The 25,546-nt window shown below is 58.8% G+C and carries 19 protein-coding genes; 13 read left to right on the top strand and 6 right to left on the bottom strand.

Going from position 1 to position 25,546, the window contains the following annotated elements; genetic code table 11:
* The first annotated feature begins 5 nt into the window (after positions 1–5).
* The 6 genes from D7Y61_RS02305 to mobF all read left to right on the top strand — a co-directional run bounded on the left by D7Y61_RS02305 (position 6) and on the right by mobF (position 9,415).
* The gene (locus D7Y61_RS02305) at positions 6–1,238 is read left to right on the top strand and encodes a DUF5710 domain-containing protein (RefSeq protein ID WP_180864837.1); all 1,233 of its coding nucleotides are present in this window, start codon (positions 6–8) and stop codon (positions 1,236–1,238) included.
* Positions 1,235–3,070, top strand: coding sequence for a TraM recognition domain-containing protein (locus tag D7Y61_RS02310; protein WP_180864838.1), 1,836 nt, complete (start codon positions 1,235–1,237; stop codon positions 3,068–3,070). The genes D7Y61_RS02305 and D7Y61_RS02310 overlap by 4 nt, the downstream gene beginning before the upstream one ends.
* Positions 3,070–3,579: a hypothetical protein gene (locus D7Y61_RS02315; protein WP_180864839.1), complete on the top strand. Its 510-nt coding sequence runs from the start codon at positions 3,070–3,072 to the stop codon at positions 3,577–3,579. The genes D7Y61_RS02310 and D7Y61_RS02315 overlap by 1 nt, the downstream gene beginning before the upstream one ends.
* Before the next feature lie 168 nt (positions 3,580–3,747).
* The gene (locus tag D7Y61_RS02320) at positions 3,748–4,431 is read left to right on the top strand and encodes a murein L,D-transpeptidase catalytic domain family protein (RefSeq protein WP_180864840.1); all 684 of its coding nucleotides are present in this window, start codon (positions 3,748–3,750) and stop codon (positions 4,429–4,431) included.
* 55 nt (positions 4,432–4,486) lie between these two features.
* Positions 4,487–6,457: a type IV secretion system DNA-binding domain-containing protein gene (locus tag D7Y61_RS02325; RefSeq protein ID WP_180864841.1), complete on the top strand. Its 1,971-nt coding sequence runs from the start codon at positions 4,487–4,489 to the stop codon at positions 6,455–6,457.
* 63 nt (positions 6,458–6,520) lie between these two features.
* On the top strand, positions 6,521–9,415 hold the full coding sequence (gene mobF, locus D7Y61_RS02330; RefSeq protein ID WP_180864842.1) for a MobF family relaxase: 2,895 nt from the start codon (positions 6,521–6,523) through the stop codon (positions 9,413–9,415).
* On the opposite strand, the gene D7Y61_RS02335 is transcribed toward mobF, so the two are convergent.
* The 5 genes from D7Y61_RS02335 to D7Y61_RS02355 all read right to left on the bottom strand — a co-directional run bounded on the left by D7Y61_RS02335 (position 9,405) and on the right by D7Y61_RS02355 (position 12,983).
* Complete coding sequence (locus D7Y61_RS02335; protein ID WP_180864843.1) at positions 9,405–9,878, bottom strand: GIY-YIG nuclease family protein; 474 nt, start codon at positions 9,876–9,878, stop codon at positions 9,405–9,407. The genes mobF and D7Y61_RS02335 overlap by 11 nt on opposite strands.
* 147 nt (positions 9,879–10,025) lie before the next feature.
* Complete coding sequence (locus D7Y61_RS02340) at positions 10,026–10,307, bottom strand: hypothetical protein (protein ID WP_180864844.1); 282 nt, start codon at positions 10,305–10,307, stop codon at positions 10,026–10,028.
* 48 nt (positions 10,308–10,355) lie between these two features.
* Positions 10,356–11,768, bottom strand: a complete 1,413-nt coding sequence (locus tag D7Y61_RS02345) for a tyrosine-type recombinase/integrase (protein ID WP_180864845.1) — start codon at positions 11,766–11,768, stop codon at positions 10,356–10,358.
* Positions 11,769–12,001: 233 nt separating this feature from the next.
* Positions 12,002–12,334, bottom strand: a complete 333-nt coding sequence (locus D7Y61_RS02350) for a hypothetical protein (protein WP_180864846.1) — start codon at positions 12,332–12,334, stop codon at positions 12,002–12,004.
* A gap of 28 nt (positions 12,335–12,362) precedes the next feature.
* A complete protein-coding gene (locus D7Y61_RS02355) occupies positions 12,363–12,983 on the bottom strand; it encodes a GyrI-like domain-containing protein (protein ID WP_180864847.1) in 621 nt (206 codons plus the stop codon).
* A 351-nt stretch (positions 12,984–13,334) separates the two neighbouring features.
* Here D7Y61_RS02355 and cyoA point away from each other — a divergent pair, with 351 nt between their 5' ends.
* Genes cyoA through cyoD form a run of 4 tightly spaced genes read left to right on the top strand, consistent with a single transcriptional unit; the run spans position 13,335 to position 17,351 of the window.
* On the top strand, positions 13,335–14,375 hold the full coding sequence (gene cyoA, locus D7Y61_RS02360) for a ubiquinol oxidase subunit II (protein ID WP_180864848.1): 1,041 nt from the start codon (positions 13,335–13,337) through the stop codon (positions 14,373–14,375).
* Between the two features lie 2 nt (positions 14,376–14,377).
* Positions 14,378–16,375 carry a cytochrome o ubiquinol oxidase subunit I gene (gene cyoB / locus D7Y61_RS02365; RefSeq protein WP_180864849.1) on the top strand — a complete coding sequence of 666 codons (1,998 nt, stop codon included), beginning with the start codon at positions 14,378–14,380 and terminating at the stop codon, positions 16,373–16,375.
* On the top strand, positions 16,372–17,010 hold the full coding sequence (gene cyoC / locus D7Y61_RS02370) for a cytochrome o ubiquinol oxidase subunit III (protein WP_005408583.1): 639 nt from the start codon (positions 16,372–16,374) through the stop codon (positions 17,008–17,010). Before cyoB ends, cyoC begins: the two co-directional genes overlap by 4 nt.
* Positions 17,010–17,351: a cytochrome o ubiquinol oxidase subunit IV gene (gene cyoD / locus D7Y61_RS02375; RefSeq protein ID WP_005408584.1), complete on the top strand. Its 342-nt coding sequence runs from the start codon at positions 17,010–17,012 to the stop codon at positions 17,349–17,351. Before cyoC ends, cyoD begins: the two co-directional genes overlap by 1 nt.
* A gap of 137 nt (positions 17,352–17,488) precedes the next feature.
* On the opposite strand, the gene D7Y61_RS02380 is transcribed toward cyoD, so the two are convergent.
* Entirely contained in the window at positions 17,489–19,546 is a 2,058-nt protein-coding gene (locus D7Y61_RS02380; protein ID WP_180864850.1) for a putative bifunctional diguanylate cyclase/phosphodiesterase, read from the bottom strand.
* A 149-nt stretch (positions 19,547–19,695) separates the two neighbouring features.
* Here D7Y61_RS02380 and radA point away from each other — a divergent pair, with 149 nt between their 5' ends.
* The 3 genes from radA (at position 19,696) to D7Y61_RS02395 (ending at position 25,523) form a co-directional block, all read left to right on the top strand.
* A complete protein-coding gene (gene radA / locus D7Y61_RS02385) occupies positions 19,696–21,072 on the top strand; it encodes a DNA repair protein RadA (RefSeq protein ID WP_005408586.1) in 1,377 nt (458 codons plus the stop codon).
* Between the two features lie 239 nt (positions 21,073–21,311).
* Positions 21,312–23,168 carry an ATP-binding protein gene (locus tag D7Y61_RS02390; protein ID WP_180864851.1) on the top strand — a complete coding sequence of 619 codons (1,857 nt, stop codon included), beginning with the start codon at positions 21,312–21,314 and terminating at the stop codon, positions 23,166–23,168.
* Between the two features lie 48 nt (positions 23,169–23,216).
* Positions 23,217–25,523: a tetratricopeptide repeat protein gene (locus D7Y61_RS02395; protein WP_180864852.1), complete on the top strand. Its 2,307-nt coding sequence runs from the start codon at positions 23,217–23,219 to the stop codon at positions 25,521–25,523.
* The last annotated feature ends 23 nt before the right edge of the window (positions 25,524–25,546 follow it).

The following is a 25,546-nucleotide window of genomic DNA, read 5'->3' on the forward strand; positions in this document are numbered from 1 at the left end:
TAAGCATGTTAGTTGGAAAAATTACAAGAGACAGAGACATAAGGATTTTACAAAGAGCAGTGGATCGATATGAAGAAGTGACTATCGACCCTAATACAATTTCTGTCGTTGAGTCGCGCTTTTTAGATGTGCCTCTCGATCAAGAAGAGGACGCTATCCGTGCTGGCGCGAATTACGATTCTGATATCCGATGTTTCGTTGTGCCAGAAACGGTTGATCTGCAACCGTTTAAGCAATGGTTCCCTAGGGTAGAAGCTGATCTGCTTCAACCCAAGGACACAAAAAACTATCTCACAAAAAGCGGAAGGCCGCTGGAATCGTATCGACTAAAAAAGGATTCGGTGATCGGTGTGGCATCTTTGGCTATGCCTTTGATGTATGCAGCACTTCCGCTTGTCGCGGCCCTGGCGTTTTTCGTATTCCAAATCACCGGATCAATTTTCCTGAGTCTTCCAGCATTGCTTCTGAGTGCTCCGTATTTAATCACCATCTATCAAAAAGCCTGGGCTTCGCAAAGTGAAGTCATGAAAGCCGCTGTTCTTCTGCTCATCTTCCCGTATGCGATTGCGACGTGTGCGTCAATTGGAGGCATTGCATCATTGTTAATGCTTGGGACACTAACCATTATCCTTCCAGCTTGGGTTCTGTTTTTCGGAATTCTTCCCTTCGCCTTTGGAAAAGGTTTGCATTTCGAAAAGTCGCGAAAACTTTGGATGACAATCAACGTTAGTGCAATCTTGATCAGCGTGACTCTGTTTGCAGCAGTCTGCTTCACCGTTAACCACGGGTTCGGCTCGCTTGCGTCATCCCTGATTTTCGCTAGTGCAGCCCTCTACGCGCTGCACTACTCTTCGAAAGAGTCTCGAATTAGAGCCGCAGAACTCGCGGATTTCAGTAGCGTCAACTCTATGAGTCGGCACGGGTCTGAGCGAGAAGCATTGCAGATTCAAAAAGCACGACAAGCCAAAGCGTCTGTCGAAGATCAGTCACTGCGTTTCCAAGTTGGTCAAAGCAAAGGAATTTTGTCGAGAAAGGGCTACGCGCTTTCGCCAGCGTCCGGAGCCAATATGAATTTCAGCGCTAACGACGCTGGACGAGGAACGGTCGTTCTGGGTTCGACCGGCTCCGGGAAAACGATCTTCTTAAACAATATCGTGGCGGGAGTGCTCACAAACAACATCGTCTTCGATCTAACGCATCAAGAAAAAAATTCAACTAAAAACGGAGGTGACAAATGAGTTTATTGGCAAATACAAGTTACAAGGAAATGGGTTCTATTGATGTCGATGATGATACGTTAAGGCGGTTCAATCATGCGCTCAAATTCGGACTCACAAATAAAAAGAACGAGAGTCTAAGAAAGACTGTGGTAAGCCAACTTTTACAGACGAAATCGGGAAGGCAGAAGCTCGGCATTCTTGTGTTATGCGGGAAGGGTGCGTTGGGAGCGGAGTATGCCAAGGCTTTCGATCAGGTCTTAAAGACCGGCATCCGGTTCGGCATGTTCGAAGGGTTAGATATCGAGCAGATCGAAGCCGGACTGTTTGACGTGGGTGATTCAGAGGTCGATTCCAGGTCTCGGATTTGGGATGACGGTTCGAGAACCCTTTGCCGCTATGCGATACACATTTGGTCCGCAGCCGCGCGGGACATGGAATCAAAAATGCGAAACTATTACTGCGACAAGCTGATTGAACACGACGAAGAGATGGCGTTCCTGCAGCTTAAATCTCATCAAGATTACTTGAATGGAAGAGAGAGCATATACGACAAGCGCATTGTTGATCTTCAGGGGAAAGTGCAGCTGATCACCGAACTTTTGCTGAGTGAGCCTTATCGCGATTCAGCGCAAGGTCTAATCTCCATCTATCAGGTTCTGAGATCCGGAGTTCATCTCACCAAAGGGGATGAGGGCACGAAAACTCACTACTCGAAGGACCTCATTAAGCTCTTCGATTTCATTGGCTATCAAGACGAGAACTTCTCGATTTCCGATTACGAAGAACGGGAAGCGGGTGGCCTCATCCACCCCGAATTGGCACGTCCTGGCTCTCTTTTGACTCGTGCAATTGGGCACTACACGAACGAGTTCCAGAAGTTAGGCCCAGAACAGCAGTCGAGCTTCACTATTTCACTGCAAAACAAGTTCGACCAATTAGCGCAGGGCACCAAATTGGTTTGCTCAGAAGGTGTCCCATGGATGCTTCACGAAAAAGGAGATTTCCACCCCGAGGAAGTCATCAGAGGGGAGAGCGTCACCATCGACCTTAACGAAGCGGTTCATGGAGCTGCATCGACCATCGTTAATTCGCTTGTGAAGCAGCGTGTTTTCCGTCTCATCAAGTCCAGAGGAGAAAGACCTCAATGGTCGAAGACAGAGACCAAAGTGGTCTGCATCATCGATGAGGTCCATTTGATTTGCGGCCTTAAAGACGCTGAATTCTTCTCGATTTGCAGAAGTTTAGGAATGATGGTGTTCACAGGAACTCAGGGCATTGAGTCGCTCAGAAAAGCCCTGGGCAGCAACAACGCTGCTGATCTGTTCTTGCTGCAAATGACAAGCGACGTCGTGTTCACCGTCTCTGCTGAGACTTTGGAATACATCCAGAAAAAATACGGAAAAGCGAAGCTCACGTCTTCTGTTCACCGAGTTCAAGGTGTTGACTACTCTTCGAGCTACGATGACGTGTCGAACTCAATCATGAACGACGTGAACCATCCGAACTATGCCAATCTGCGCGAACTGCGCAAATACGAAGTGTTGATGAGTCAGAGTTCATCCGCTGATCCGCTCGATAAAAACCCTGAAAAGATCAACTTTGAGCGAGTTGCTTTGATGAAAAAGGAATCGGCTCGCGTTGAACACAAAGAGCAAGAAATCGTCAAACAAGATCAATTCGCGGCGCATGTCGGCGTTGGCGAACCATTTGTTGGCCTCTATCGCTCTGGTGTCAAATCCATCGACTACATCACTACTGATCTCGTGCAATCGAAAGACATTGACGACTTGTCAAAACCGGAAACTGTGCAATATTTAAAAGACTGTTTAAATGAATTTGGAGGTATTTAATGAACGACATTGAAAGACAACAAGACGGTTTAGACAGAGCAAACGCTCTTGCAGAGGCCGCAGGTAGGCGCAGACAACTTCTCGAACAAGAAGTGAATCTGTTACGCGAGAAGCCGTCAGTGATTCCAAGCGAGCGGTCGAAACAAGAGGAGGCTTTGAAGTCAGTGCATGCGAAGCAAGTCGAAAGCCAACGGAGGTATGAAAAAGAGGTGTCTTCATTTCAGAACCCGCAGGACGTTGAGCACGCGATCAAATCTCAATTCGGTCGCACTGAACCTCGCAAAATCGATCTCGTAGAGACCGATGTTCTGCAAAAGTTGAAAGAACGTCGCATTCGCAAAGGGATTGCAATCGATGAAAGAGCACCCAAGCAAGTCACCACTAATCGTTGGTCGGCTTTCCAGGAAGCTGAGATTGAGCGTTATGAAGAGCGTCAGAAAGAACAGAAGGCACTGGACAAGAAATACGACGGCCCAGAGAGCGGCGATAAAGGTCCATCGTTCTCCTAAAATTGAAAAGCGGTTTGACTAAAAGGGTCGATTGAAAAATCGGCCCTTTTTCACATTTCTGCGTTTTAGTCGTTCGCTAGCGCTTGCCCGATTTCGGTTCTCTGTTTCAATTAATTTATGAGTAGTCTGACTACCCATAAACACTATTGAAATAAGGAGAACACGACAATGAAAAAGACGGTATTACTAACTTCCCTCGCTCTTCTGCCGATTCCCGGCAACGCTTCTGTGCTCACAACGAACCTGGATGCGCCAGCCCGCAGGGCTCTCGAAGCAATTCAGTGTGCAGGCTTAACTCCCAGGCTGCTGCTCATTGCAGATATGACAAAACCCAAAGACTCGCCGCGTCTCCGCGTCCTAGATTTGGATACAGGAAAGACCATCTTGACGGACTACGTGGCTCACGGCGTCGGCAGCGGCACAGACGTGCCCCGGCGCTTCTCGAACGTTGAAGGCAGCCTTGCAACCTCCCTTGGGCTCTACCGCATTTCTGAGCGCTATCAAGGTGTCTCGGGCTGGTCCAGGCGTTTGGACGGCCTGACGCCGGGATGGAACACGAACGCACGGCAGAGAGCGGTAGTGATGCACCCAGCCACCTATGTTCGCCCTGGGCGGGTGGGGCGCTCCGAGGGCTGTCCGGCTGTCCGGAACGAGGTGTTAGTCAGCTTGGAGAAGCAAGGCCTCACGGATGCCGTCCTTTGGATTGACGGCGGCAAGGCGGTCGAGACGTGCTCCACAGGGAACCGACTACCTTTAATTTGGAATCGACGCGTCAAAGAAAACAGGTGCTTGGTCAATAACCTGAAATGGCCTTCGTCTTCTGAGCAGCAGAAGTGGTTTGCAAACAATTGACGAATGTCGAATCTGAAATACCCTTTTTCTAGTGCATTAGAAAAGGGGTATTTTTATGGCAAGAAATAAAAGAAGAGTCTACCAGCATTTTTTCGGTTCGGTTCCAGGCACAGTTGAACCCTCGACGCCGGTTCGCTACTGGAATGAAGGCCTCTTGGTCTTCCTCCTCATCCTTTGCGCTGCCTACCCTTTATCGCTGTTCGCGACTCAGTTCATCCCAAACCCTAGTCCGCTTCCTTTTGGAATGCTTCTTCCTGGAAGTCTCCTGACCGCATTCGACGTGTTTGCTTTGGGCGGCTACCAAAACCCTACATTGTTTGAATTTTTGCGAGTAGTCAGAACCGAGACGGTCTATCCCGCCCTCATCTACTTCCAAATCGGTTTGGCATGGGTAGTAGCGCTTTCTTTAAGCTGGTTTGCGTCTCGCTCTGCGTTCAAGCCTCGCAATAATGAGCGCGACATTTCAGGTCCCAGGCTGCTGAAAGACAAAGAGGCGGTCAGCGAGATGCACTATCGCTCGCTGTCAGTCAAAGAGCAGCAGACAGACCCGCACTCTGTGCTGATTCACCCTGAGCTGGTCATCTCAAAGAAGCAAGCCAGCAGGCACGTGCTGGTGGTTGGAAGCCCTGGCTCAGGGAAGTCAGTCATCATGAGTCAGACGATTCGACACGCGATCAAGAAGAACCAGAAGTGCTTTATTTACGATGTAAAAGGCACTTACACGTCTATCTTTCGGCAACCCATCATCGTCTGTCCGTTCGATGCAAGGTCATACGTATGGGACGTGGCGAAAGACGTGGATACCCCGATCAAAGCCGAGGTCTTTGCAGCGTCGATCATCAACGACCCTGGCAATGACAAAGGGAATTTCTGGATTCTCGCCGCGCGCTCGTTGCTCGTTGGAGCCATTAAAGAACTGCAAGCCACCAAGCCTTTGCAGTGGGGCTTTGCAGACCTTGCTGGGTCCATCAATCGGAGCCAAGAAGAGTGGGTGGTGACGATGATGACGTGGCACAAGCAAGCCACGAATCTGGTTGCCGGAGGCGGGGAGACCGTCCAATCGATCCAAGCCACCCTAGCGGGGCTCAGCCGCATGATCAACGACCTAGCCACCGCTTGGCCAACCGTGGGCAAGCGCCGTTTTGCGATGTCCGAATGGGTCAAAGACGGCTATGAGGGCCGCAAGCAAGTCATTGTGCAAGCAGGCCCCGACACGGGGCTTACGGCAGCGTATATCGGCGCGCTCATCAACTGCGCAGTCCCCGAAATCCTCTCTCCAAGCCTCCCTGACAATGAAGAGGGCCGCTTCCTAGGCTTCTTCTTCGATGAGCTGACTTCCATTGCGCGTCTCAACATCGACGGGCTTTTCGAAATGGGACGGTCAAAAGGGGTGGTCGCATACATCGGCTTCCAAGACTTCATGCAGGTTCAAAGAGTCTACGGCGACAAAGAAGCAGCGACCTTGCAGTCAATGATCGGAACGCACATCGCTTGCCAAATCCAACCTTCGGAAACGCGCGACTTGATCTCGCAACGCTTTGGGAAGAAGAAGGTCTCCTGGTTCAGTCACCAAGACAAAGCCGTCGTGCACGAAGAGAGCCGTAACGTCGTGTCTCCGCATGAATTGACCGCAGAACTCGGGCCGGTCAGGAACAAGAAGATTAAGCCGGATGGCTTTGGGGTCAAAGCCATCGTCTCAATCTCCGGTTGGGACCCGATGCTGCTTCTGTTTCCAGGTCGAAAATACCCGAAACGTAGAGAAGGGCAAGTCGAAGCAAAATGGATGCGAGAAGTCGCCAAGCCCAACGTTCCAGCGCCCAAGATCGAAGTGATAGCCGGTGACAACGGCGAAGGGTATAGCGTCGAGACCATCAAAGAAGCAGACACCCCGCCGCAAGAAGGGGCTTCGTTCTCAGTGGCTTCTATTCTTGAAAAGCACTTGAAGCGCAATGGTGCCAGAGACGTTGTGCGAGTCAAAATCGATAAACCGCCCGTAGGGGATGAGAATCCATTCGGGTTCGATTGATTGCGTTTTTTCCAACTCGTGCTACTTCTATTTGATGTGCAAATAAAAAAATAGGAGTGACAAATGCAAAACATCAATGTCTTAAAAATGACGGCAAACGGCGCTCAGGATCTCATCAACTATTTGATGCAAGAGAACAGCCAGGTTTCCGCTGCGGTCAACTATTACCACGACGGACAGATGCAAATCCTGGATGGCTTGAAACTCTCTCGTTGGGGCGGAAATCTGATGAAAGACGAGATGATGCAGCTCAAAGACAAAGAGGTTACCGCCGAAGCGCTGACGGCACTCGCGGAGGGGTACTCTCCGGCCACAGGTGATGCGTTGTGCATGAATGCCGGAAAAAAGCCCAGGCAGGAGATCAAAAAGGATTCGGCAGGAAACCCAATTCTCGACAAAAACGGAAAGCAAATTGACATCGCGGTTGGCGGTCACGTGATGGGAACCGAGATCACGATGTCTATTCCAAAAGATGTGACGTTAGCAATGGTCATGGCTCGAACCCTGGAAGAGCGGCGGCGAATCATTGAAATTATGAACGAAGCATGCGACGAGACGATGCAACACTGCTACGAGCCTTTTATCGAGACTCGACGCGGAGATGCAGGCATCGATGTCATTGAAACCCAAGGATGTGTCTACGCTTCATTTACTCACTTCACTTCCCGTCCTGTTGAGAAAATTCTGCCGTCCGGCGAAAAAATCATGTGGATCGATCCTAACGGCCACAACCACATCTTTATCCCTAGCGTCACCAAGGGATCTGATGGCAAGTGGAGCACCTGGGACAACAACAATCTGTTCGCAATGGCGCGAACCGCAGACGAATTCTACAAAGCAACGATCTACGAAAAGATGCAGGCTGAGGGTTATGCGCTCGAACGCATAGAAGAGGTCAATGGTCTTGGGAAGACCGGAAAGGTCATCACGCGCATTGCGGGGATTGAACAAGATCTCATTGATGAAAGCAGCGAGAGGCGTAAGCAAATACTGGCGTATCAGAAAGAAAACGGAGTAACCGCACAAGAGGCCAATTTCGCGACTCGAAATAAGAAAGAAGAACCCAGCATTGGAGAGCTGTTTGATCGCTGGGAAAAGTGGATCGACAACAGAGAAGGGTCAATGTTGCGAACGGCGACTGAACTCAAAGCAATGCCGCAACAGGAAATGGTTCAAGCGAAAAGCTTTGAAGAAATTGTAGAGCGGCTGCACCAAAGCACATCGGTCTTTACTCGAAAGGACGTGGAACGGGAAGTCTTTATGGAGTATTGCGGGTTGAAATCTGTCGCTGAAATGAAAAGCGAGGTTTCTCGTTTCCTGTCGAACCCAGAAATCTTGGACGTAGGGGCAAAGCGATTAGCGAAAGCGGATAGAGGAAATTTGTTGTCAATTCGTTACAAAGAGACTCGTTATACGTCCAAATCAATGGCCGCCGATGAAGTGAAAGTTCTGGAAGGGGCTCAACGTCGCGCGAAAGAAACGCATCACGCCGCATCGCTCACCAATATTCGGCTGGCAGAAGAGGAATTTGAAGAAAAACGCGGTTTTAAACCGTCAGAGGAGCAACGCGCAGCTGTTCGTCACATGCTCAACGAAAAGGGTATGGCGCTGCTAGAAGGTCTAGCAGGGACCGGAAAGACCACGACAACTCAAATCATCCGAGACGTGCTAGATCGTGAGGGTAAGCAGTTGTTCGGTGTCGCATTCTCTAATAAAGCAGCAAAAAAGCTCGGTGACGAGTGCGGCATCAAGTGCACGTCAATCACCAAACTGATCTATGACTATGAAAAAGGAACCGTCGAGTTCACTGACAAAGACGTGATCCTGGTCGATGAAGCGGGCATGGTGGGCACACGAGATATGCTCAAACTGATGCAGATTGCTGAGACAAGCGGTGCCAAGCTGCTTGCACAAGGAGATTCAGAGCAAATCCAACCCATTGCATCTGGTTCCGGTATGCAACTCATGAGAGAGGTGATCGGGTCTCGCAAGTTGACTGAAATTCGGCGGCAGAAACATAAGAAGGACCGCGAAATCGCTTACTCGTTCTACGAAGATGGCGGAAAGCAACGATTGGAAATCGGCATGCGGTCCAATGCTGAAACACGAAGAAAAGGAGCTGAAATCTTCGACAGTCTGTTGTCGAGAAATTGTTTCGAGATCTACGAGACGGCTGAACAATGCATCGATGCGATGACCAAAGACTACGCAAAAAGCAAGACCGCTGCGGATGAGAAATTGATGCTTGCCAGCAAGCGAGATGTTATCCAGTCGCTCAACGAAGGAGCCAGGGAGCATCTGACGGAAGAAGGCGTAATCAAGAGCAAAGGACGAACCGTTGAAATCGTGAGCAACGGACGAGTCGAAGAGCGCATCTTTGCAATCGGTGACCGCATCATGTTCAAGAAGAACAACAAGAAGATGGGGGTCAGCAATGGAACCGAGGGCGTGATTGAGAAGATGTCCGAGTCCAGGACTGATGGAAGCATTCAGTTTAAAGTGAGAACAGAAGACGGCGAAGTGCTCAACTTCAACCAGAAGTTCTACCGAGATATTGACCACTCTTACGCAGTCACTGTGCATAAGAGCCAGGGCATGGGAAAGCAGGAAATCTATCAGCGAGCCGACGTTGGGATGTTCGACAATCACAGCACGCTTGTCTCTTTCACGCGAATGACTTCCGGAACCTACAAGATCTACGTGACTGCAAACGAATTGTCATCGCTGTCTCAGCGATTCGCGAACGAACGCTTGAAGGAAAACGTATTTGAGACAGGGTTGCTTCGACCGGAAAGTGAGCAAGCAAAGGCCATGTCGCCTTTCTTCGAGCTGAAAGAAAAGGCTCGATTGATGCGTGAAAAAGCGAGAGAGGAAGCGAAAGCCGGATTGGAGGACGAGAGAGATCAACCTCAGCTAGCCCGCAGGGGTCAAACCCAAGCGCGGTCATTCAGCCGCTAAGGATGAGCGCCATGGTCCACGGAAGGACCGTCGTGAAGAACAGCAGCACCCCAATACCCATTCCCAATCCCTTCCAAGGAAACTTAGACGGAGCAGCTGGCGTCATCCCCGTCTTCCATTGAAGCTTCCTGGCTTCCCAGCGCTTCCACAGGCCCGCTCTTCTGTATGGGTTGATGACGATGCCGGGAGGCAGGCCATAGACCCGCCAGCCCTGGCTGTGCGCTTTACAGCGCCACAATTCTTCCATGCGTTCGGCTTCGTGCTGAGTCATCTCATATGAAGCCAGTTCAACCGGTCGAAAGGGCCGGTTCCATTTCCCTGCGGCTGAACGGTGCTGTTGCCAGCGCTTCTTTAAATCGACGGATTGGCCGATGTAAACCGCTCTTTCGGTGTCGAAGAAGAGCGCGTATAGGTGACGGGTTCTCTTGTGATATTTCTGGCTGCGGCCCCATTTCTTCTGCATTGATGTTCTCCTTAAAAAGTTTAATAAGCCTCTTTTAAGAAGTAACCCAGAATGCGAATTGCGCAAGATCGTCAGGCATAAAAAAAGCCCCGCCGGAGAAGCGGGGCAATGAATGACATCGAGGTGATGATGCAAAGCTAGAAGGATTTACCAATCATGCAACAAGAGCATTTGAGGGATGCCCAGCAGGAAGATGTAAAAGACCACGAACAGAATCGCAGACCAAATGCCCACGGTCTTCCACTGCTGCTTTCGGAAAAACTTGGCATGCGGCGGAACTTCACGCATGTGGCGCGGGTTCGAGAAGAAGAAGTAGACGAACAGGATTGAGAGCGAAATCATCGCTCCCACAATCGGGAGGATGGAGAAGCAAACAAGAGCCGTCAGCATCGTCATTGCGAACGACTTCGGCTTTGCGATGTAATACATGTCGCACCCCCCTTTTCGTGTGGATATTTTTGGATCGTTGATCGACTTTCAGTCGTTGTCAAGATCGTCAGAGAGCATTTGCAGAGCCAATTTCTTCCGCTCTTTGGGTGAAAGCGATTTCAGCTGCACTTCCAGGGAATCAGGAGCCTCAGCCTTGGGGCCACCGAGCTTCTGGCGTTGTCTGTCGGCGGCGGAAATCTGCTTCGCGACTTCGCTCGACACGTGCGTGTAGCGCATAAAGGTTCGCGGGTCAGAATGACCGGTCACCGCCATCGCCTGGGCGGGCTGAATGGACTTGGAGAGTTCAGTGGTGCGGGTGTGACGCAAGTCGTGCAGACGAGCATGAGGCACTCCGGCGCGGTTCACCGCTCTGACAAATGCTTGGTAGACCGAATCGCGAGAGATGCTTTTTATGGGATCAGAAGGCGATTGGAAGACCAATCCCTTTTCCGGCTTCGCTCCCGTGAAAAGGCTCCGCAGCGCATCTTCCGCACCCTCGGGGAGTGGGATACGACGTTCGCGATATGCCCCGCGCCTGGGCGTCTTGGTTCCGACAAAAAGGACTTCCCCCAGTTCGCCTGGGCGGGATGGCAAGAACACGTGCTGCCATTCCAGCTTTTTCATTTCACCGGCACGCGCCGCCGTCCAGCGCAAGAAGTGGATAGCAGCAAGGGTAGTCGGGTGAAGCGCTTTCATTGCCTCTTCAACGCGGTGAAACTCTTGAACAGACAGAGCGCGAGTGTTGTTCGCATGATGACTCGACACGATTTCAAAGCCCGCCCACGGCTTGGGGTAATCAGGAGCATCGTCCGCTTTCCAGAAATCATTCGCATGCTTCCAGACCATACCTAAAAGCGCCAGCGCTCGGCGCTTTGTGGCAGCGGAAGCTTCTGGCTTCTTTTCTGGAACTTTTGGATTAGCCCTTTTCGGCGCTCGACCCGTCAGCATGCTGAGGAGCCCTTCTTTACCAACAAAATCCGACTTCTTCAAAGAGCGTATCGACTTCTCCATGATTGAGGCAGTCCCATGTTCTTCCGCATAAGCGTCTGCAATGAAAACCAAGCGCCGGATTTGTTTAGAGTCCTCTTTTGCCCCTTTGCGCTCAATCATTCCTGTAAGCGGTTGTCCATCCAGGCCGACTCGATCACACGATTCCCGAATCCAAGCTTCAATCCAATCCCGCAAACGGTGTTCGCTGTATATTTCACCCACGGGCTTATCATAGAAATGAGACAGCGACTCGAAACGGGCCTTGCAAGCCTTGGCGTCTTTCAGTGCTTTCAGACGGCTCTTCTCATGAATTGCCGGGAGACCGGGAACGTAAGGGAAGCGGAAGGTTTCGCTTTGACCCTTGGAGCGCAGCTTGACTTGGAAATAAGGACTGCTGCTTCCGATGCCTCTCTCATAAACACCAGGAGACTTCGTTTGCGTCTTCTCTCGCTTTGTTTTGCCAGCGTTCATTTTCAGAAAGCCCGTCTGCCGGGTCGTGTCCCAAGAATGTCCCAATCCTATCTAAGTGATTGATGGCAAACAAGTGTTCTCGCATTCGTAATGCGTAGGTCGCAGGTTCGACTCCTGTTTCCGGCACCAGTTGTCCAGTTGTAATGAAAAGCCCCGGCCCTTGGTTGGGGCTTTTTGTTTGTGCCCGCCGGTGATCATTGGATGACCACCTCACCGAAGGCTGCAAGCCTTCATCAACGCCTCGTCATCCCTGCGCCCCGTGCCAGCCACCACGCGAGCTGCCGGAGATAGCCACCTGCTGCTCCCGCCGATGCGCCGATCAGCAGGCGTGCGAGCACCCTGGTCCCGCGCGCGGCCCGCTCCCGCACCCAAGGCAGTACCGCCACCATCTGCGCACCCAGCAACAGCACCAGCACGTCCAGCCCGAGCGCGTCCACCACCGGCAGCAACGGCGACAGCGCCGGATTGCAGGCCAGCACGATCACCAGCGCAGCACCCAGCACGGCCATCAGGCGGCGCCCGGCGGGCAGGGTGGTCCAGTTCAGCAGCCGGTTGATCAGGCGCATGGCGTTCCTTGTGTCACGTGCGTAAACCTCAATCAGGTCCAATCGGCCGCACCGGCTGCCGAAGCACGGTCTTCAACCGCGCAGCGTCGGTCCTGCGTGGGTCGCTCAGGTAGATCTCATGATGGGGGCCGGCGAAGGCGTAGCCCAGCGAAGGCATCAGTTCGTTGTGCAGATGGGCGAGGGCCGGACCCTCGTCATCGTAGGCGCCTACATGCAGGGTCTGCAGGCAGAGGCCTTCTTCAAGAATTTCATGGCGAAGGCTGGCCGGAAGGTTGCCCAGTTTCTTCGCCGCCTTGGCGATGGCAGCCTCCAACTGCGCTGGACTGATCCCGTCCGGCGTCCGGATCATCACCGTCCAGGCCCACTCATTCTTGCGGCGTGCCACAAAGCTCGACGGATCCTCGGCGGTCCAAAGCGCTTCCAGCGGTGGCACCACGTAGTCCTGGCCCCCGGTCTTCAGCGCGAACTTCAGTGCATAGCTCACCGAGTACAGCCACTGCACCGCCTGCACATACGCGGGGGCGGTATTCGGATCACCGTGGCCGTCGACCATCAGGTAGGGCAGGGGCGGTACGTCCACCGTCACGAACCGGCCCACCGGGGGCTGGTACAACGCGCGATCGCGCTTCTTGAAGTCGATCTTGTCCATGGGGCTTCCTCCGGCGCCGAGCATCCCATGCATTGCCCGCGCAGGCATGCCTGAACAAGTTCAGGGGACTTTGCCGAACACGGGCGGAGCAGCCGCCATCGCCCGATGCTAGGATGCCGCCCCCGGGTGTTCTGCCCGCCGCGCTTGCGCGGTGCGACAACGTGTCGCAGCCAGAAACGGGCCTTTCCTGCGCTCGATCATTGTCAATGCCTTTCTTAAATGGTGGGTGACGGCCTAAAATTGAAAGGCTGACTCGACCCCACCTCCCTGCCTGTCCCCGGACCGGTGGGACCGGCTTTGGCCGGAACAGGCAGGACGGGGAACGGCATTCCCTCGCAATTGGATCGACCGATGATTCCGTTGAAAACCCTTGGGCGCTGGTTGCGCCCGGGCCTGCTGCTGTCGTTGCTGGTGATGCTCACCGGCTGCGATGCCGTGGCCATCCTCAGTCCGAAGGGCCAGATCGGCCAGGATGAGAAGACCCTGCTGATCACGGCCACCGTGCTCATGCTGCTGGTCGTCATCCCGGTCATCATCATGACCCTGACCTTCGCGTGGAAGTATCGCGCCTCCAACACCAAGGCCCGCTACGAGCCGAAGTGGTCCCACTCGACGGCGATCGAGGTGGTGGTGTGGTCCATTCCCTGCATGATCGTGCTGGTGCTGGCGGTCCTGACCTGGCGCTCGTCGCACGCACTGGACCCGTACAAGCCGCTGGATTCGGACGTCAAGCCGGTCACCATCGAGGCGATCTCGCTGGACTGGAAGTGGCTGTTCATCTATCCGGAAGAGAAGGTGGCGGTCGTCAACGAAATCAAGTTCCCGGTCAACACGCCGCTGAACTTCAAGATCACGTCCGATTCGGTGATGAATGCGTTCTTCATCCCGCACCTGGGCAGCATGATCTACTCGATGGCCGCGATGGAGACCAAGCTCCACCTGATTGCCAACGAGACCGGTGAATTCCCGGGCATGTCCTCGCACTACAGCGGCGCGGGCTTCGCAAAGATGCACTTCACCGCCTATTCGGTCACCGATGCCGAATACCGCCAGTGGCTGGACCAGGTCCGTGCCGGCGAGCAGACCCTGGACAAGGCTTCGTTCAAGGCCCTGGGTGAGGCGCGCAACTCCGAGTGGTACCCGGTGACCTACTTCGGCAAGACCGAAGAAGGCCTGTTCGACTGGGTCATCGCCAAGCACATGGGCGACAACAAGCACTACGGCATGAAGCATGAACATGCCGGTGCCGCCGCTGCCGATGCCGCCAGCCATGAAGCGCACGAGGGCCATGCCCCCAGTGACGCACATGATTCCAAGGAATCGGGTGAAAACCTGGATGCCACCGAACACGAACACGCGGGTCACGCCGGCCACGCGGGTTCGGGAGAATGAACATGTTGGGAAAACTCTCTCTTGAGTCGATCCCCCACGATCCGATCGTACTGACCACTCTGGTCGGCGCGGTGCTGGGTGGCCTGGGCGTCATGGCCCTGATCACCAAGTTCAAGCTGTGGGGCTATCTGTGGAAGGAGTGGTTCACCTCGGTGGACCACAAGAAGATCGGCGTGATGTACCTCATCGTCGCCTTCGTCATGCTGCTGCGCGGTTTCTCCGACGCCATCATGATGCGTACCCAGCAGGCACTCGCCGTCGGCGGGTCCGAGGGTTACCTGCCGCCGCACCACTACGACCAGATCTTCACCGCCCACGGCGTGATCATGATCTTCTTCGTGGCGATGCCGCTGATCACGGGCCTGATGAACCTGGCCGTGCCGCTGCAGATCGGTGCGCGCGACGTCGCGTTCCCGTTCGTCAACTCGCTCAGCTTCTGGCTGTTCGTGGCGGGTGCGGTGCTGATCATGCTGTCGCTGTGGATCGGTGAATTCGCCGCCACCGGCTGGCTGGCGTTCCCGCCGTTGTCGGGCATCGAATACAGTCCAAGCGTCGGCATGGACTACTACATCTGGGGTCTACAGGTCGCAGGCCTGGGTACCACGCTGAGCGGTATCAACTTCTTCATCACCATCCTGAAGATGCGTACCCCCAGCATGAAGCTGATGCAGATGCCGGTGTTCACCTGGACCGCCCTGGTGACCAACGTGCTGATCGTCGCTGCCTTCCCGGTGCTGACCATCACCCTGGTGCTGCTGACCCTGGACCGTTACCTGGGTACGCACTTCTTCACCAATGACGGTGGCGGCAACGCCATGCTGTACATCAACCTGATCTGGATCTGGGGCCACCCGGAGGTGTACATCCTGGTCCTGCCGGCGTTCGGTGTGTTCTCCGAAGTCATCGCGACCTTCTCGCGCAAGGCGCTGTTCGGTTACAAGGGCATGGTCTACGCCACCGCCTGCATCGGCGTGCTGTCGTTCATCGTGTGGCTGCACCACTTCTTCACCATGGGCTCGGGTGCCAACGTCAATGCCTTCTTCGGCATCACGACGATGATCATCTCCATCCCCACTGGCGTGAAGATCTTCAACTGGCTGTTCACCATGTTCCGCGGTCGCGTGCAGTTCACCACGCCCGTGCTGTGGACCATCGGCTTCATGGTCACCTTCACCATCGGCGGCATGACCGGCGTGATGCTGGCGATCCCGGCCATCGACTTCGTGCTGCACAACAGCCTGTTCCTGATCGCCCACTTCCACAACGTCATCATCGGCGGCGTGGTGTTCGGCATGTTCGCCGGCATCACCTACTGGTGGCCGAAGATGTTCGGCTTCCGCCTGAACGAGTTCTGGGGCAAGTGCGCGTTCTGGTGCTGGTTCATCGGCTTCTACGTGACCTTCATGCCGATGTACGTGCTGGGCTTCATGGGCATGACCCGTCGCCTGCAGAGCACCGTGAACCCGGCCTACGAGCCGCTGCTGCTGGTGGCTGCCGCAGGTGCCTTCATCGTCGGTGCCGGCATCCTGTGCCAGATCATCCAGGTGGCCGTGTCGATCCGCGACCGCAAGAAGACCGCCGACCTGACCGGCGACCCGTGGGATGCCCGTACGCTGGAGTGGGAAACCTCTTCGCCGCCGGCCTTCTACAACTTCGGCACGCTGCCGGAAGTCACCGAGCTGGACGATTTCTGGGAGCGCAAGCAGCGTGGTGAAGCCTGGCCGAAGCCGGCCAAGTACACCGACATCCACATGCCGCGCAACACCGGCACGGGCGTTGTCATCGGTGCCTTCAGCCTGGTGTTCGGCTTCGCGATGATCTGGCACATCTGGTGGCTGGCCATCGTCGGCTTCGTCGGCATGATCGCCACGTTCATCTACCGCACCTTCGACCAGGACGTGGACTACTGGGTCCCGGCCGCCGAGGTGGAACGCATCGAGAACGAACACCGCAAGCACCTGGAAAACCAGGGCCTGGTGAAGTCGGAGCTGAAGGCATGAGCACCAATACCTCGACCCTGAGCCACGGGCACGCCGCGCATGCGGCGGCCCATGGCCATGACGACCACGAGCACCACGACACCGGCGGCAACACCGTCTTCGGTTTCTGGGTGTACCTGATGAGCGACTGCCTCATCTTCGCCTCGCTGTTCGCCACCTATGTGGTGCTGGCCGGCGGTACCGATGGTGGCCCGACCGCGAAGGACCTGTTCGAACTGCCGTTCGTGGCTTGGGAAACCGCGCTGCTGCTGACCTCCTCGCTGACCTTCGGCCTGGGCATGATCGCCATGCACCGCAAGCAGATGGGCCAGATGTACCTGTGGCTGGGCATCACCTGGCTGCTGGGCTTCGGCTTCATGTGCATGGAAGTGTGGGAGTTCCAGCACCTGATCCACCAGGGCTACGGTCCGGACCGCAGTGCCTTCCTGTCGGCGTTCTTCGCCCTGGTCGGCACCCACGGCCTGCACGTCAGCGCCGGCCTGCTGTGGCTGCTGGTGATGTTCGTGCAGCTGAAGAAGTACGGCCTGACCCCGACCAACAAGACCCGCATGGCGTGCCTGAGCCTGTTCTGGCACTTCCTGGATCTGATCTGGATCGGTGTGTTCTCCGTCGTCTACCTCAATGGAGCCCTGTAATGGCACATGACAACCATGCACACGACCACGGCACCGGCGGCGAAAGCCATGGCACCGTGAAGTCGTACCTGATCGGCTTCGTGCTGGCGGTGGTGCTGACCGTCATCCCGTTCTGGATGGTGATGTCGGGCGATTTCTCGCGCACCGTCAACGGTGTGGTCATCGCCATCACCGCAGTGCTGCAGATGCTGGTGCACCTGGTGTTCTTCCTGCACCTGGACCGCTCCTCGGAAAGCCGCTGGAACGTCAACGCTGCGGCCTTCACCGTGGTGGTGATCGGCATCATCGTGGTCGGTACCCTGTGGGTCATGCACAACATGAACGTGCACATGATGCACTGACGTCTTCGCGACGTTGCCACGCAGAAAGGCCGCCCTCGGGCGGCCTTTTTGTTTGCCGTGGGGCGGCGGCAAGGAACATCCACGCATGGCGCGCATCTGCTGGCGTGGTGGGTGCGGAGCTTGCTCCGCACATCGGCTCACTCGACCCGGCGCAGGAATTCCTCGGCCTCCATCGGCCGGCCCAGGTGATAGCCCTGCAGCTGGTCGCAGCCCAGCGCGCTGAGGTATTCGCGCTGTGCCTGCGTCTCCACGCCTTCGGCCACTACCTGCAGCTGCAGGGTCCGCCCCAGCGCGATGATCGACGACACGATGGCGGCGTCTTCATCATTGCGTTCGAGGTCGTGCACGAACGCGCGGTCGATCTTCAGTTCGGTGGCCGGCATGCGCTTGAGATAGAGCAGGCTGGAATAACCGGTGCCGAAATCGTCGATGGCAATGTGCACCCCCATCGCGGTCAGGTCGTTGAGGATCGCCAGGCTGGCGTCGACGTCCTTCATCGCGGTGGTCTCGGTGATCTCCAGGGTCAGGCACGCCGGTTCGATGCGGTGCCGCTCCAGGGCCTCGCGCACGCTGTCCAGCAGCGCCGGCGAGGAGAACTGCAGTGGCGACAGGTTCACCGCCATCGACCATTCGGCATGTCCGGCATCGTGCCACGCACGCAGCTGCGCGCAGGCGCGATCCAGCACCCAGTCGCCGATCGGCAGGATCAGGCCGCTGCGTTCGGCGATGGGAATGAACACATCCGGTGCCAGCAGGCCCAGCTCCGGGTGCTGCCAGCGCAGGAGGGCCTCGGCACCGGTGGCCGGTGCACCGGCTGCGGGGAACTTGGGCTGGTAATGCAGCACCAGTTCGTTGCGCGTGATCGCCTTGCGCAGGTCCTGCAGCAGGCGCAGCTGGCGGTTGGCGCTCAACTGCATCGACGGCGTGAAGAAGGTATAGCCGTTCCGGCCGGTTTCCTTGGTGTGGTACATCGCCGCATCGGCGTGCGCCATCAGCTCGCGTTCGTTGCCGGCATCGTCCGGATACAGGGCGATGCCCAGGCTGGCGCTGACCTGTAGTTCGGCGGCATCCAGGGTGAACGGCTCGCCCGCAGCAGCGATGATGCGCTCGGCCACCACCACGGCATCGTCGGGAATATCGATGGCCAGCACGATCACGAACTCGTCGCCGCCGAGGCGGGCGAACGTGTCCTGCGGGCGCAGCAGGCTGCCGATGCGCTGCGCCACTGCCACCAGCAGGCGGTCGCCGAGCTGGTGGCCATAGGCATCATTGACCGCCTTGAAGCCGTCCAGGTCGCAGAACATCACCGCCACCGCGTGGTTGCGGCGACGCGCCTTCTCGATGGCCTGCTCGATGCGGTCCTGCAGCAGCATGCGGTTGGGCAGCTGGGTCAACGGGTCGTGCAGCGCAGCCTGGATCAGCTTGTCGTTGGCGTGCGCCAGCGAGTCGGCCAGCAGCCCGGTGCGCACGCGCATCTGCCGGTCGAACAGCGAGGCCACCAGGGCGATGCCCAGGGTCGCCACCGTGGTGACGATCACCAGCACCGCCAGCCAGCGCGTATCGATGCCGCCACTGCCGACCGCGCCGCAGATGCTGCCCGCGGGAAAGCGCGCGGCCGCCATGCCGGTGTAGTGCATGCCGACGATGGCCAGGCCCATCACCAGCGACGCCAGCACGCGCAGGGGGATGGTGTTGCGCTGTTCGGTGCGCAGGCGGAAAGCGATCCACAGCGCCGCACCGGCGGCACCGATGGCCACCGCGATCGAGGCGGCGAACCAACCGGGGTGGTAGTCGATCCCTGGCTGCATGCGCATCGCGGCCATGCCCAGGTAGTGCATGGCCGCGATGCCCAGCCCCATCAGTACGGCGCCGGCCAGCAGCCGGCGCCAGGGCAGGCTGGGGCGCGACACCAGCCACAGTGCGTAGGCCGAAGCGCCGATCGAGACCGCAAGCGAATACAGGGTGATGCCAAGGTCGTAGCCGACCGGGATCGGCAGGTCGAAGGCGAGCATGCCGATGAAGTGCATCGACCAGATGCCCAGGCCCATCGCCGCCGCGCCGCCGGCCAGCCACCAGCGGGCCACGCGGCCCTCGGCCGTGGCCAGGCGGCCGGCCATGTCCAGCGCCGTGTATGAAGCAAGAATGGCCACCAGCAGGGAGATGATGACCAGGCTCTGACTGTAACTGCCAGTCATGTTGAATCCAGTGGGGGAGGGAGGGGCGCCCGCAAGGCGCACGCCCGCGACCCCTATCGGCGCGGGTGGGCGGGACTTGAGCGGTCGCAGCACCTGCGACCCGGCTCGGCTATCCTGCCACGCCTGTTCCCGTTGCTGGAAATCATCCGATGGCAAAAGCCCGCACCGCCTACGTCTGCAATGAATGCGGCGCCGAATTCAGCAAGTGGCAGGGCCAGTGCACCGAGTGCAATGCCTGGAATTCGCTGTCGGAGATCGTGCTGGAAAGTGCTGCGGCGGCCAAGGCGCCCGCGTCGCGCCGGGCCGGCTGGGCGGGCAAGATCGACCCGCCGAAGATCACCGCGCTGAAGGACGTGGAGCAGACCGAGCATCGCCGTGTCTCGACCGGCATCGGCGAGTTCGATCGCGTGCTCGGCGGCGGTCTGGTCGAAGGCGCTGTGGTGCTGGTCGGTGGCGACCCCGGTATCGGCAAGTCGACCCTGCTGCTGCAGGCGGTGGCGAAGATGGCGGCCGAGCTGCCGGTGCTGTACGTCACCGGCGAGGAATCGCTGGCCCAGGTGGCCGGCCGCGCGCACCGGCTGGAACTGCCGCTGGATGGGGTCAACGCGCTGGCCGAGACCGGCGTCGAGTCGATCCTGCAGCACGCCTCCAGGGCGGGCCCGCGGCTGATCGTGGCCGATTCGGTGCAGACCCTGTGGACGGAGAGCCTGACCGCCGCGCCGGGCTCGGTCAGCCAGGTGCGCGAGAGCGCCGCACGACTGGTTCGCTTCGCCAAGGAGACCGGGACAGCGGTGTTCCTGGTCGGCCACGTGACCAAGGAGGGCGGCATCGCCGGCCCGCGCGTGCTTGAACACATGGTCGATGCGGTGCTGTATTTCGAAGGCGAGAGCGGCAGCCGCTTCCGCCTGTTACGTGCGTTCAAGAACCGCTTCGGTGCGGTCAACGAACTGGGCGTGTTCGCGATGGGCGACAAGGGCCTGAAGGAAGTCTCCAATCCGTCGGCGATCTTCCTGTCCGGTGGCAGCACGCACCAACCCGGCAGCTGCGTGATGGTCACCCGTGAGGGCACCCGGCCGCTGCTGGTGGAGGTGCAGGCGCTGGTGGATGCCTCGCCGCTGTCGAACCCTCGCCGTGTCGCGGTCGGCCTGGAGCAGAACCGTCTGGCCATGCTGCTGGCGGTGCTGCACCGTCATGGTGGCGTGCTGGTCGGCGATCAGGACGTGTTCGTCAACGTGGTCGGTGGCATCCGCGTACAGGAGACTGCGGCCGACCTGCCGGTGCTGCTGGCGGTGCTGTCTTCGCTGCAGGACCGGCCGCTGGCGGAAAAGACCATCGCGTTTGGCGAGGTTGGCCTGTCCGGCGAGATCCGCCCGGTGCCCAATGGCGAAGACCGCCTGCGCGAGGCAGCCACCCACGGCTTCAAGCGCGCGATCGTGCCCAAGGCCAACGCGCCCAAGGGTGGTTCGGTGAAGGGCATGGAAGTGATTGCGGTGGAACGCCTGTCCGAGGCCATCGACGCGGCGTGACACCCGTCCTGTAGAGCCGAGCCCGCGCTTGGCTGCTTTTTGTAGAGTCGAGCCATGCTCGACGAGTGGTCGAACAGCTGTCGAGCATGGCTCGACTCTACAAAGGGCGAACAGCAGCCGAGCATCGGCTCGGCTCTACACGTGTCCAATGCAGTAACGGTCAGCTTCACTGTGCTAGTTTTTCCCGCTCGACGAAGGCGCCCTGTGGTGTCTTTCCGTGCCCAGGAGTAAACGATTACATGCAGGACACCGCGCTCACCGCCCCCAACGCCGAAATCCGTCGTGCCGGGGTCGATCTCAATGGACTGATGACGGTGCTGGGCAAGCACCTGTATTCCACCCCGGTGGTGGCGCTGCGTGAGCTGGTGCAGAACGCGCACGATTCGATCATCCGTCGCCGCATTGAACAGCCCGACATCGAAGTGCCTTCGCGCATTTCGGTGCAGGTCGATGCCGCCGCCGGGGTGCTGCGCATCACCGATACCGGTGCCGGCCTGACCCGCCAGGAAATCCATGACTACCTGGCCACCGTCGGCGTCGGCTACACCCGTGGCCTGCGCCAGGGCGGCGAGGACGACGAAGGCCTGATCGGCATGTTCGGCCTCGGGTTCCTGTCCGCCTTCGTGCTGGCGCGCAGGGTCAGCGTGCGTACCACCTCGTACCAGGCGCCGGAACTGGGTCATCTGTACGTGTCCAGCAATGCAGAGCAGTACACCGTCAGTGAAGTGCCGGCACGCGCGGTCGGTACCGAGGTGGAACTGGAACTGCATCCGGACTTCCTGCCGCTGGCCAACGAGGCGCGCCTGCACGAGGTGCTGGGCCGTTACTGCGCGCTGTTGTCCGAGCCGATCTTCATCGGTGCTGCGGCCGAGGCGCTCAACCCTGAGCCGCCGCCGTGGCGCGGCCAGGGCGACGTCGCTGTGCATCCGGTGCAGGCGCGGCGCAAGGCACTGCAGTTCGCGGCGCGCTTCGAGCACGATTTCGAGCCGATTGTGACCGTGCCGCTGCGTGCCGATGGCAACAGCGATGCCACCGGCCTGCTGTGGGTGCAGGACGGCGCCACCTACGGCACCAGCGATAACCGCAACCTGTCGGTGTTCGTGCGCGGCATGCTGCTGGATGACGACGCGCGCGACCTGCTGCCGCCGTGGGCGGGCTTCATCGGTGGCGTGATTGAATCCTCGCGGCTGACGCCCACTGCCAGCCGCGAGGACCTGCAGCGCGACGACCAGTACCGCGCCGTACAGCATGCATTGCTGGAAGCGCTGATTGATGGCCTGGCCGATGTCGCGCGGCAACAGCCTGAGGCCTGGCGACGCGTTCTCACGCGCCACAATGAGGCCTTGCTGGGCGCAGCGCTGTGCGATGACCGCCTGTTCGACCTGCTGCTGGAACACGTGCGCGTGCCGACTTCGCAGGGCGACCTGCCAGCCAGTGCGCTGCCGGCGCGCGGTGCCGTGCATGTGATCCTCGACAATGGCGGCGGCTTCGAGGAAATGCTGTTCCGTGCGATGGGCGTGCCGGTGGCGCACGGCCATCGCTATGCGGTGGTGCCGTTCCTGCGGCGCTGGGCCCAGGCCAAGGGCCTGCGCTTGGTGGAACTCGGCACCGAACAGGGCAACCGCGCGCTGTTCCGCAACGACGACAGCCTCGATGAGGCGCAGCTGGCATGGCTGCGCGAGCAGCTCGGTGACGGCGAACAGTTGCTGCCGGCACGCTTCAGCCCCGAGGCGCTGCCGGTGGTAGTGGTGCCCGACCGCGAGGCCGAACTGAAGCAGCGCCTGGAGGACGACGAGAACGACAAGCGCGTCTCGATGGCGGCGCTGCGCCTGGCCCGCCAGTTCACGGCGCGCATCGAATCGCGGGCGCCGTCGCGGCTGTACCTCAACCTGGACAATCCGGCCGTGCAGGCACTGCTGCGTGCCCAGCGCGAGGGCCACCCGCAGGCCGACGCCGCAGCACGCCTGCTGCGTTCACTGAAGATCATCGTCGCCGCGCAGGGCCGTCCGCCGGCACGTGCGACCGCCACGCCCGGCCCGGATCTGAACGGCGCTTTCACCGATATCGCCGGTGCCCTTCAGCAGATGCTGCGCTGAGCACCGCCCCTTCTCATCCAGCCTTCGCTAGACAGGAGTACTTACCCCATGGACATCTGGAACTGGGTCGAAAAACTGCAGGGTGACCTGCGCCAGGCGGGCCAGGCGCAGAACGCGCACCTGCTGAACCGCCTCGCCGACGAGGTGAGCGAACTGCACGTCGACCGCGTCGATGCACTGCTGCCCGAGGCGCGTGCGCTGGGTAAGGCGCTGGACAACCCGTGGGTTGACGTCTACGTCGGCCACTGGGCGCTGCGCAACCGTGTCGGCAACCGCGTTGAAGGCGAGAGCGCGCTGGGCGAGGCGGTGGCGCTGTTCGAGCGTGCGCACCGCGAAGACACTCTGGAATGCCCGCAGTCGATCTGCGTGACCCAGGACCTGGCGGCCTGCTACGGCAACATCGATGGCCCGGGCTGGGTGCCCGAGCGCATCGAGGTGTGCGATGAAACGCTGGGTCGCATCGATCCAAGCTGGGCCTGCTTCCAGTGCCTGAGCTGCGAGAAGGCCGATGCACTGCTCGACGATGGCTGCGGCCAGGACGCGCTGGATTACCTGCAGGTGCAGTCCGATGCGATCGAAGCCTGTGGCAAGGAAGTGTTCGACAGCTTCCCTGAGATGCAGATCAAGATCCTGCTGGGCATGGGGCGTGCCGAAGAAGCGCTGGCGCTGATCGAGAAGCGTGAGGCCGAAGTGGCCGCATCCGGCGAGTACGAGCCGGCCAACTGCACGGTGCCGCGCCGCCTGTCCAAGGCCTGGGCACTGGCGCAGCTCGGCCGCGACGAAGAAGCGCTGCAGCAGCTGGTGCCGTGGAGCGAACTGACCCCGACCTACTGGCGGCTGTGGGCCAACACGGCCGCCGCGCTGTGCCAGCGCGATCCAGCACGCAATACCTGGGACCTGGGCACGCGCTTCAACACCATCATCGAGCACTTTGCCGAGGTCGGCTCGCACCGCTTGCTGATTGAAGTGGCTGCGCTGAGCCTGGAGCTGGCCCTGCAGCGTGGCGCACGCTGGGTGGCGCAGCGCCAGCTGGAACTGGCCCGCACCCACCTGGCGCAGCTGCGCCAGGACCGCGGTGCGGCAGCGCTGGTTGCCAGTCTGGCCGCACGCATTGACGCCTTGCCGGATGTCGCACCGCTGCCGGTACCCGCACCGGAACTGCTGGCCTGGCTGGAAGCGCAGGGTGAGCAGAATCAGTCGCGTGATCCGGAGCGTGAGGCGCAGTGGTTGCTGCAGGCACAGGCGCAGCTGCCCGACGACGAGGCGCTGGCCGAGATGGCTGCCTCGGCGCTGGGCGCCTGTGGTGCGCAGGCGGAAGCGCGCGCATTGCTGTGGCGATTCGTACGCGCGCACACGCAGGATGATGGTCCGGCCGCCTATACGCTGATGCGCTGGCTGACCGAGCAGGGCGACGACGACGGGCTGCGCCAGCTGGCGGATATCTATCGCGGCAGTGTGCCGGTGTTCGCGCACTGGTGCGAGGTGCAGCGCGCCCGCCGGGTGTCGGACTGGCCGGCGCTGGAGCAGGCCGCGCAGGCGCTGCTGGCCGCCTCGCCGGGTTCGCACGGTGCGCGTGGCACGCTGGCGCGCATGTACATGGAAACCGGCCGCTTCAGCGAAGCACAGGCCTGCTATGCGCAGCTGGTGGAGCTGCTGGAAGAGCCCAACACCGCGCACTGGGATCACATGAGTGCGGCCAGCGCGGCGCGCGATTGGGATGCCGTGCGCCGCTCGGCGGCGGCGATCGGCATGGAGCTGTCCAGCCAGGACGGCGTGGTCGAAGAGCCGTGGGGCTGGGTGATCATCCGCAGCGAAGAGAACGGCGAGCCGATGGAGTATTACGCCCGCCGCAGTGGCCCGGTGACTGCTCGCATCGTCGAGAACGCACCGGCCAACCACGCCCAGCAGGTCGGCGACTGGGTGGTGTTCGACGCCGCGCTGGTGCACCCGGCGCCGGAGGAAGAAGAGGCCCGCGAGCACTTCATTCCGACCTATGCGCAGGTGCATGTGCTGGAACGTGGTGGATTCGCGCGCAGCTGGCTGGTCGATGGCGCGCACCCGGGCGAAGAGGCCTGGAATGCCTTTGTCGAAGCCGCCGAGGCGCAGGGCTGGCAGGTGTGGTCGCACAGCCGCGCGGACTACACCGTGACCGATCCGGCTGTGGAGGAGGGCACCCTGCCGGGCGTGCTGTTCACCGTTGCGCAGCCGCAGGATCATGCGCCGCTGGCACTGCACCGCTTCCTGCAGCAGGAAACCGCAGCGTGGCCACATCCACATTGCTGGCTGCGCCTGGCCGAGGCCTGCGACCAGGATCGGCAGCCGCACCTGGACGTGATCGAGCGTTACGGGCTGTAAGCCTGGTACCGGGTAGTGCCGGC

The sequence above is a fragment of the Stenotrophomonas maltophilia genome, assembly GCF_013464485.1.
In the GTDB taxonomy this organism is placed as follows: Bacteria; Pseudomonadota; Gammaproteobacteria; order Xanthomonadales; family Xanthomonadaceae; genus Stenotrophomonas; species Stenotrophomonas maltophilia_AW.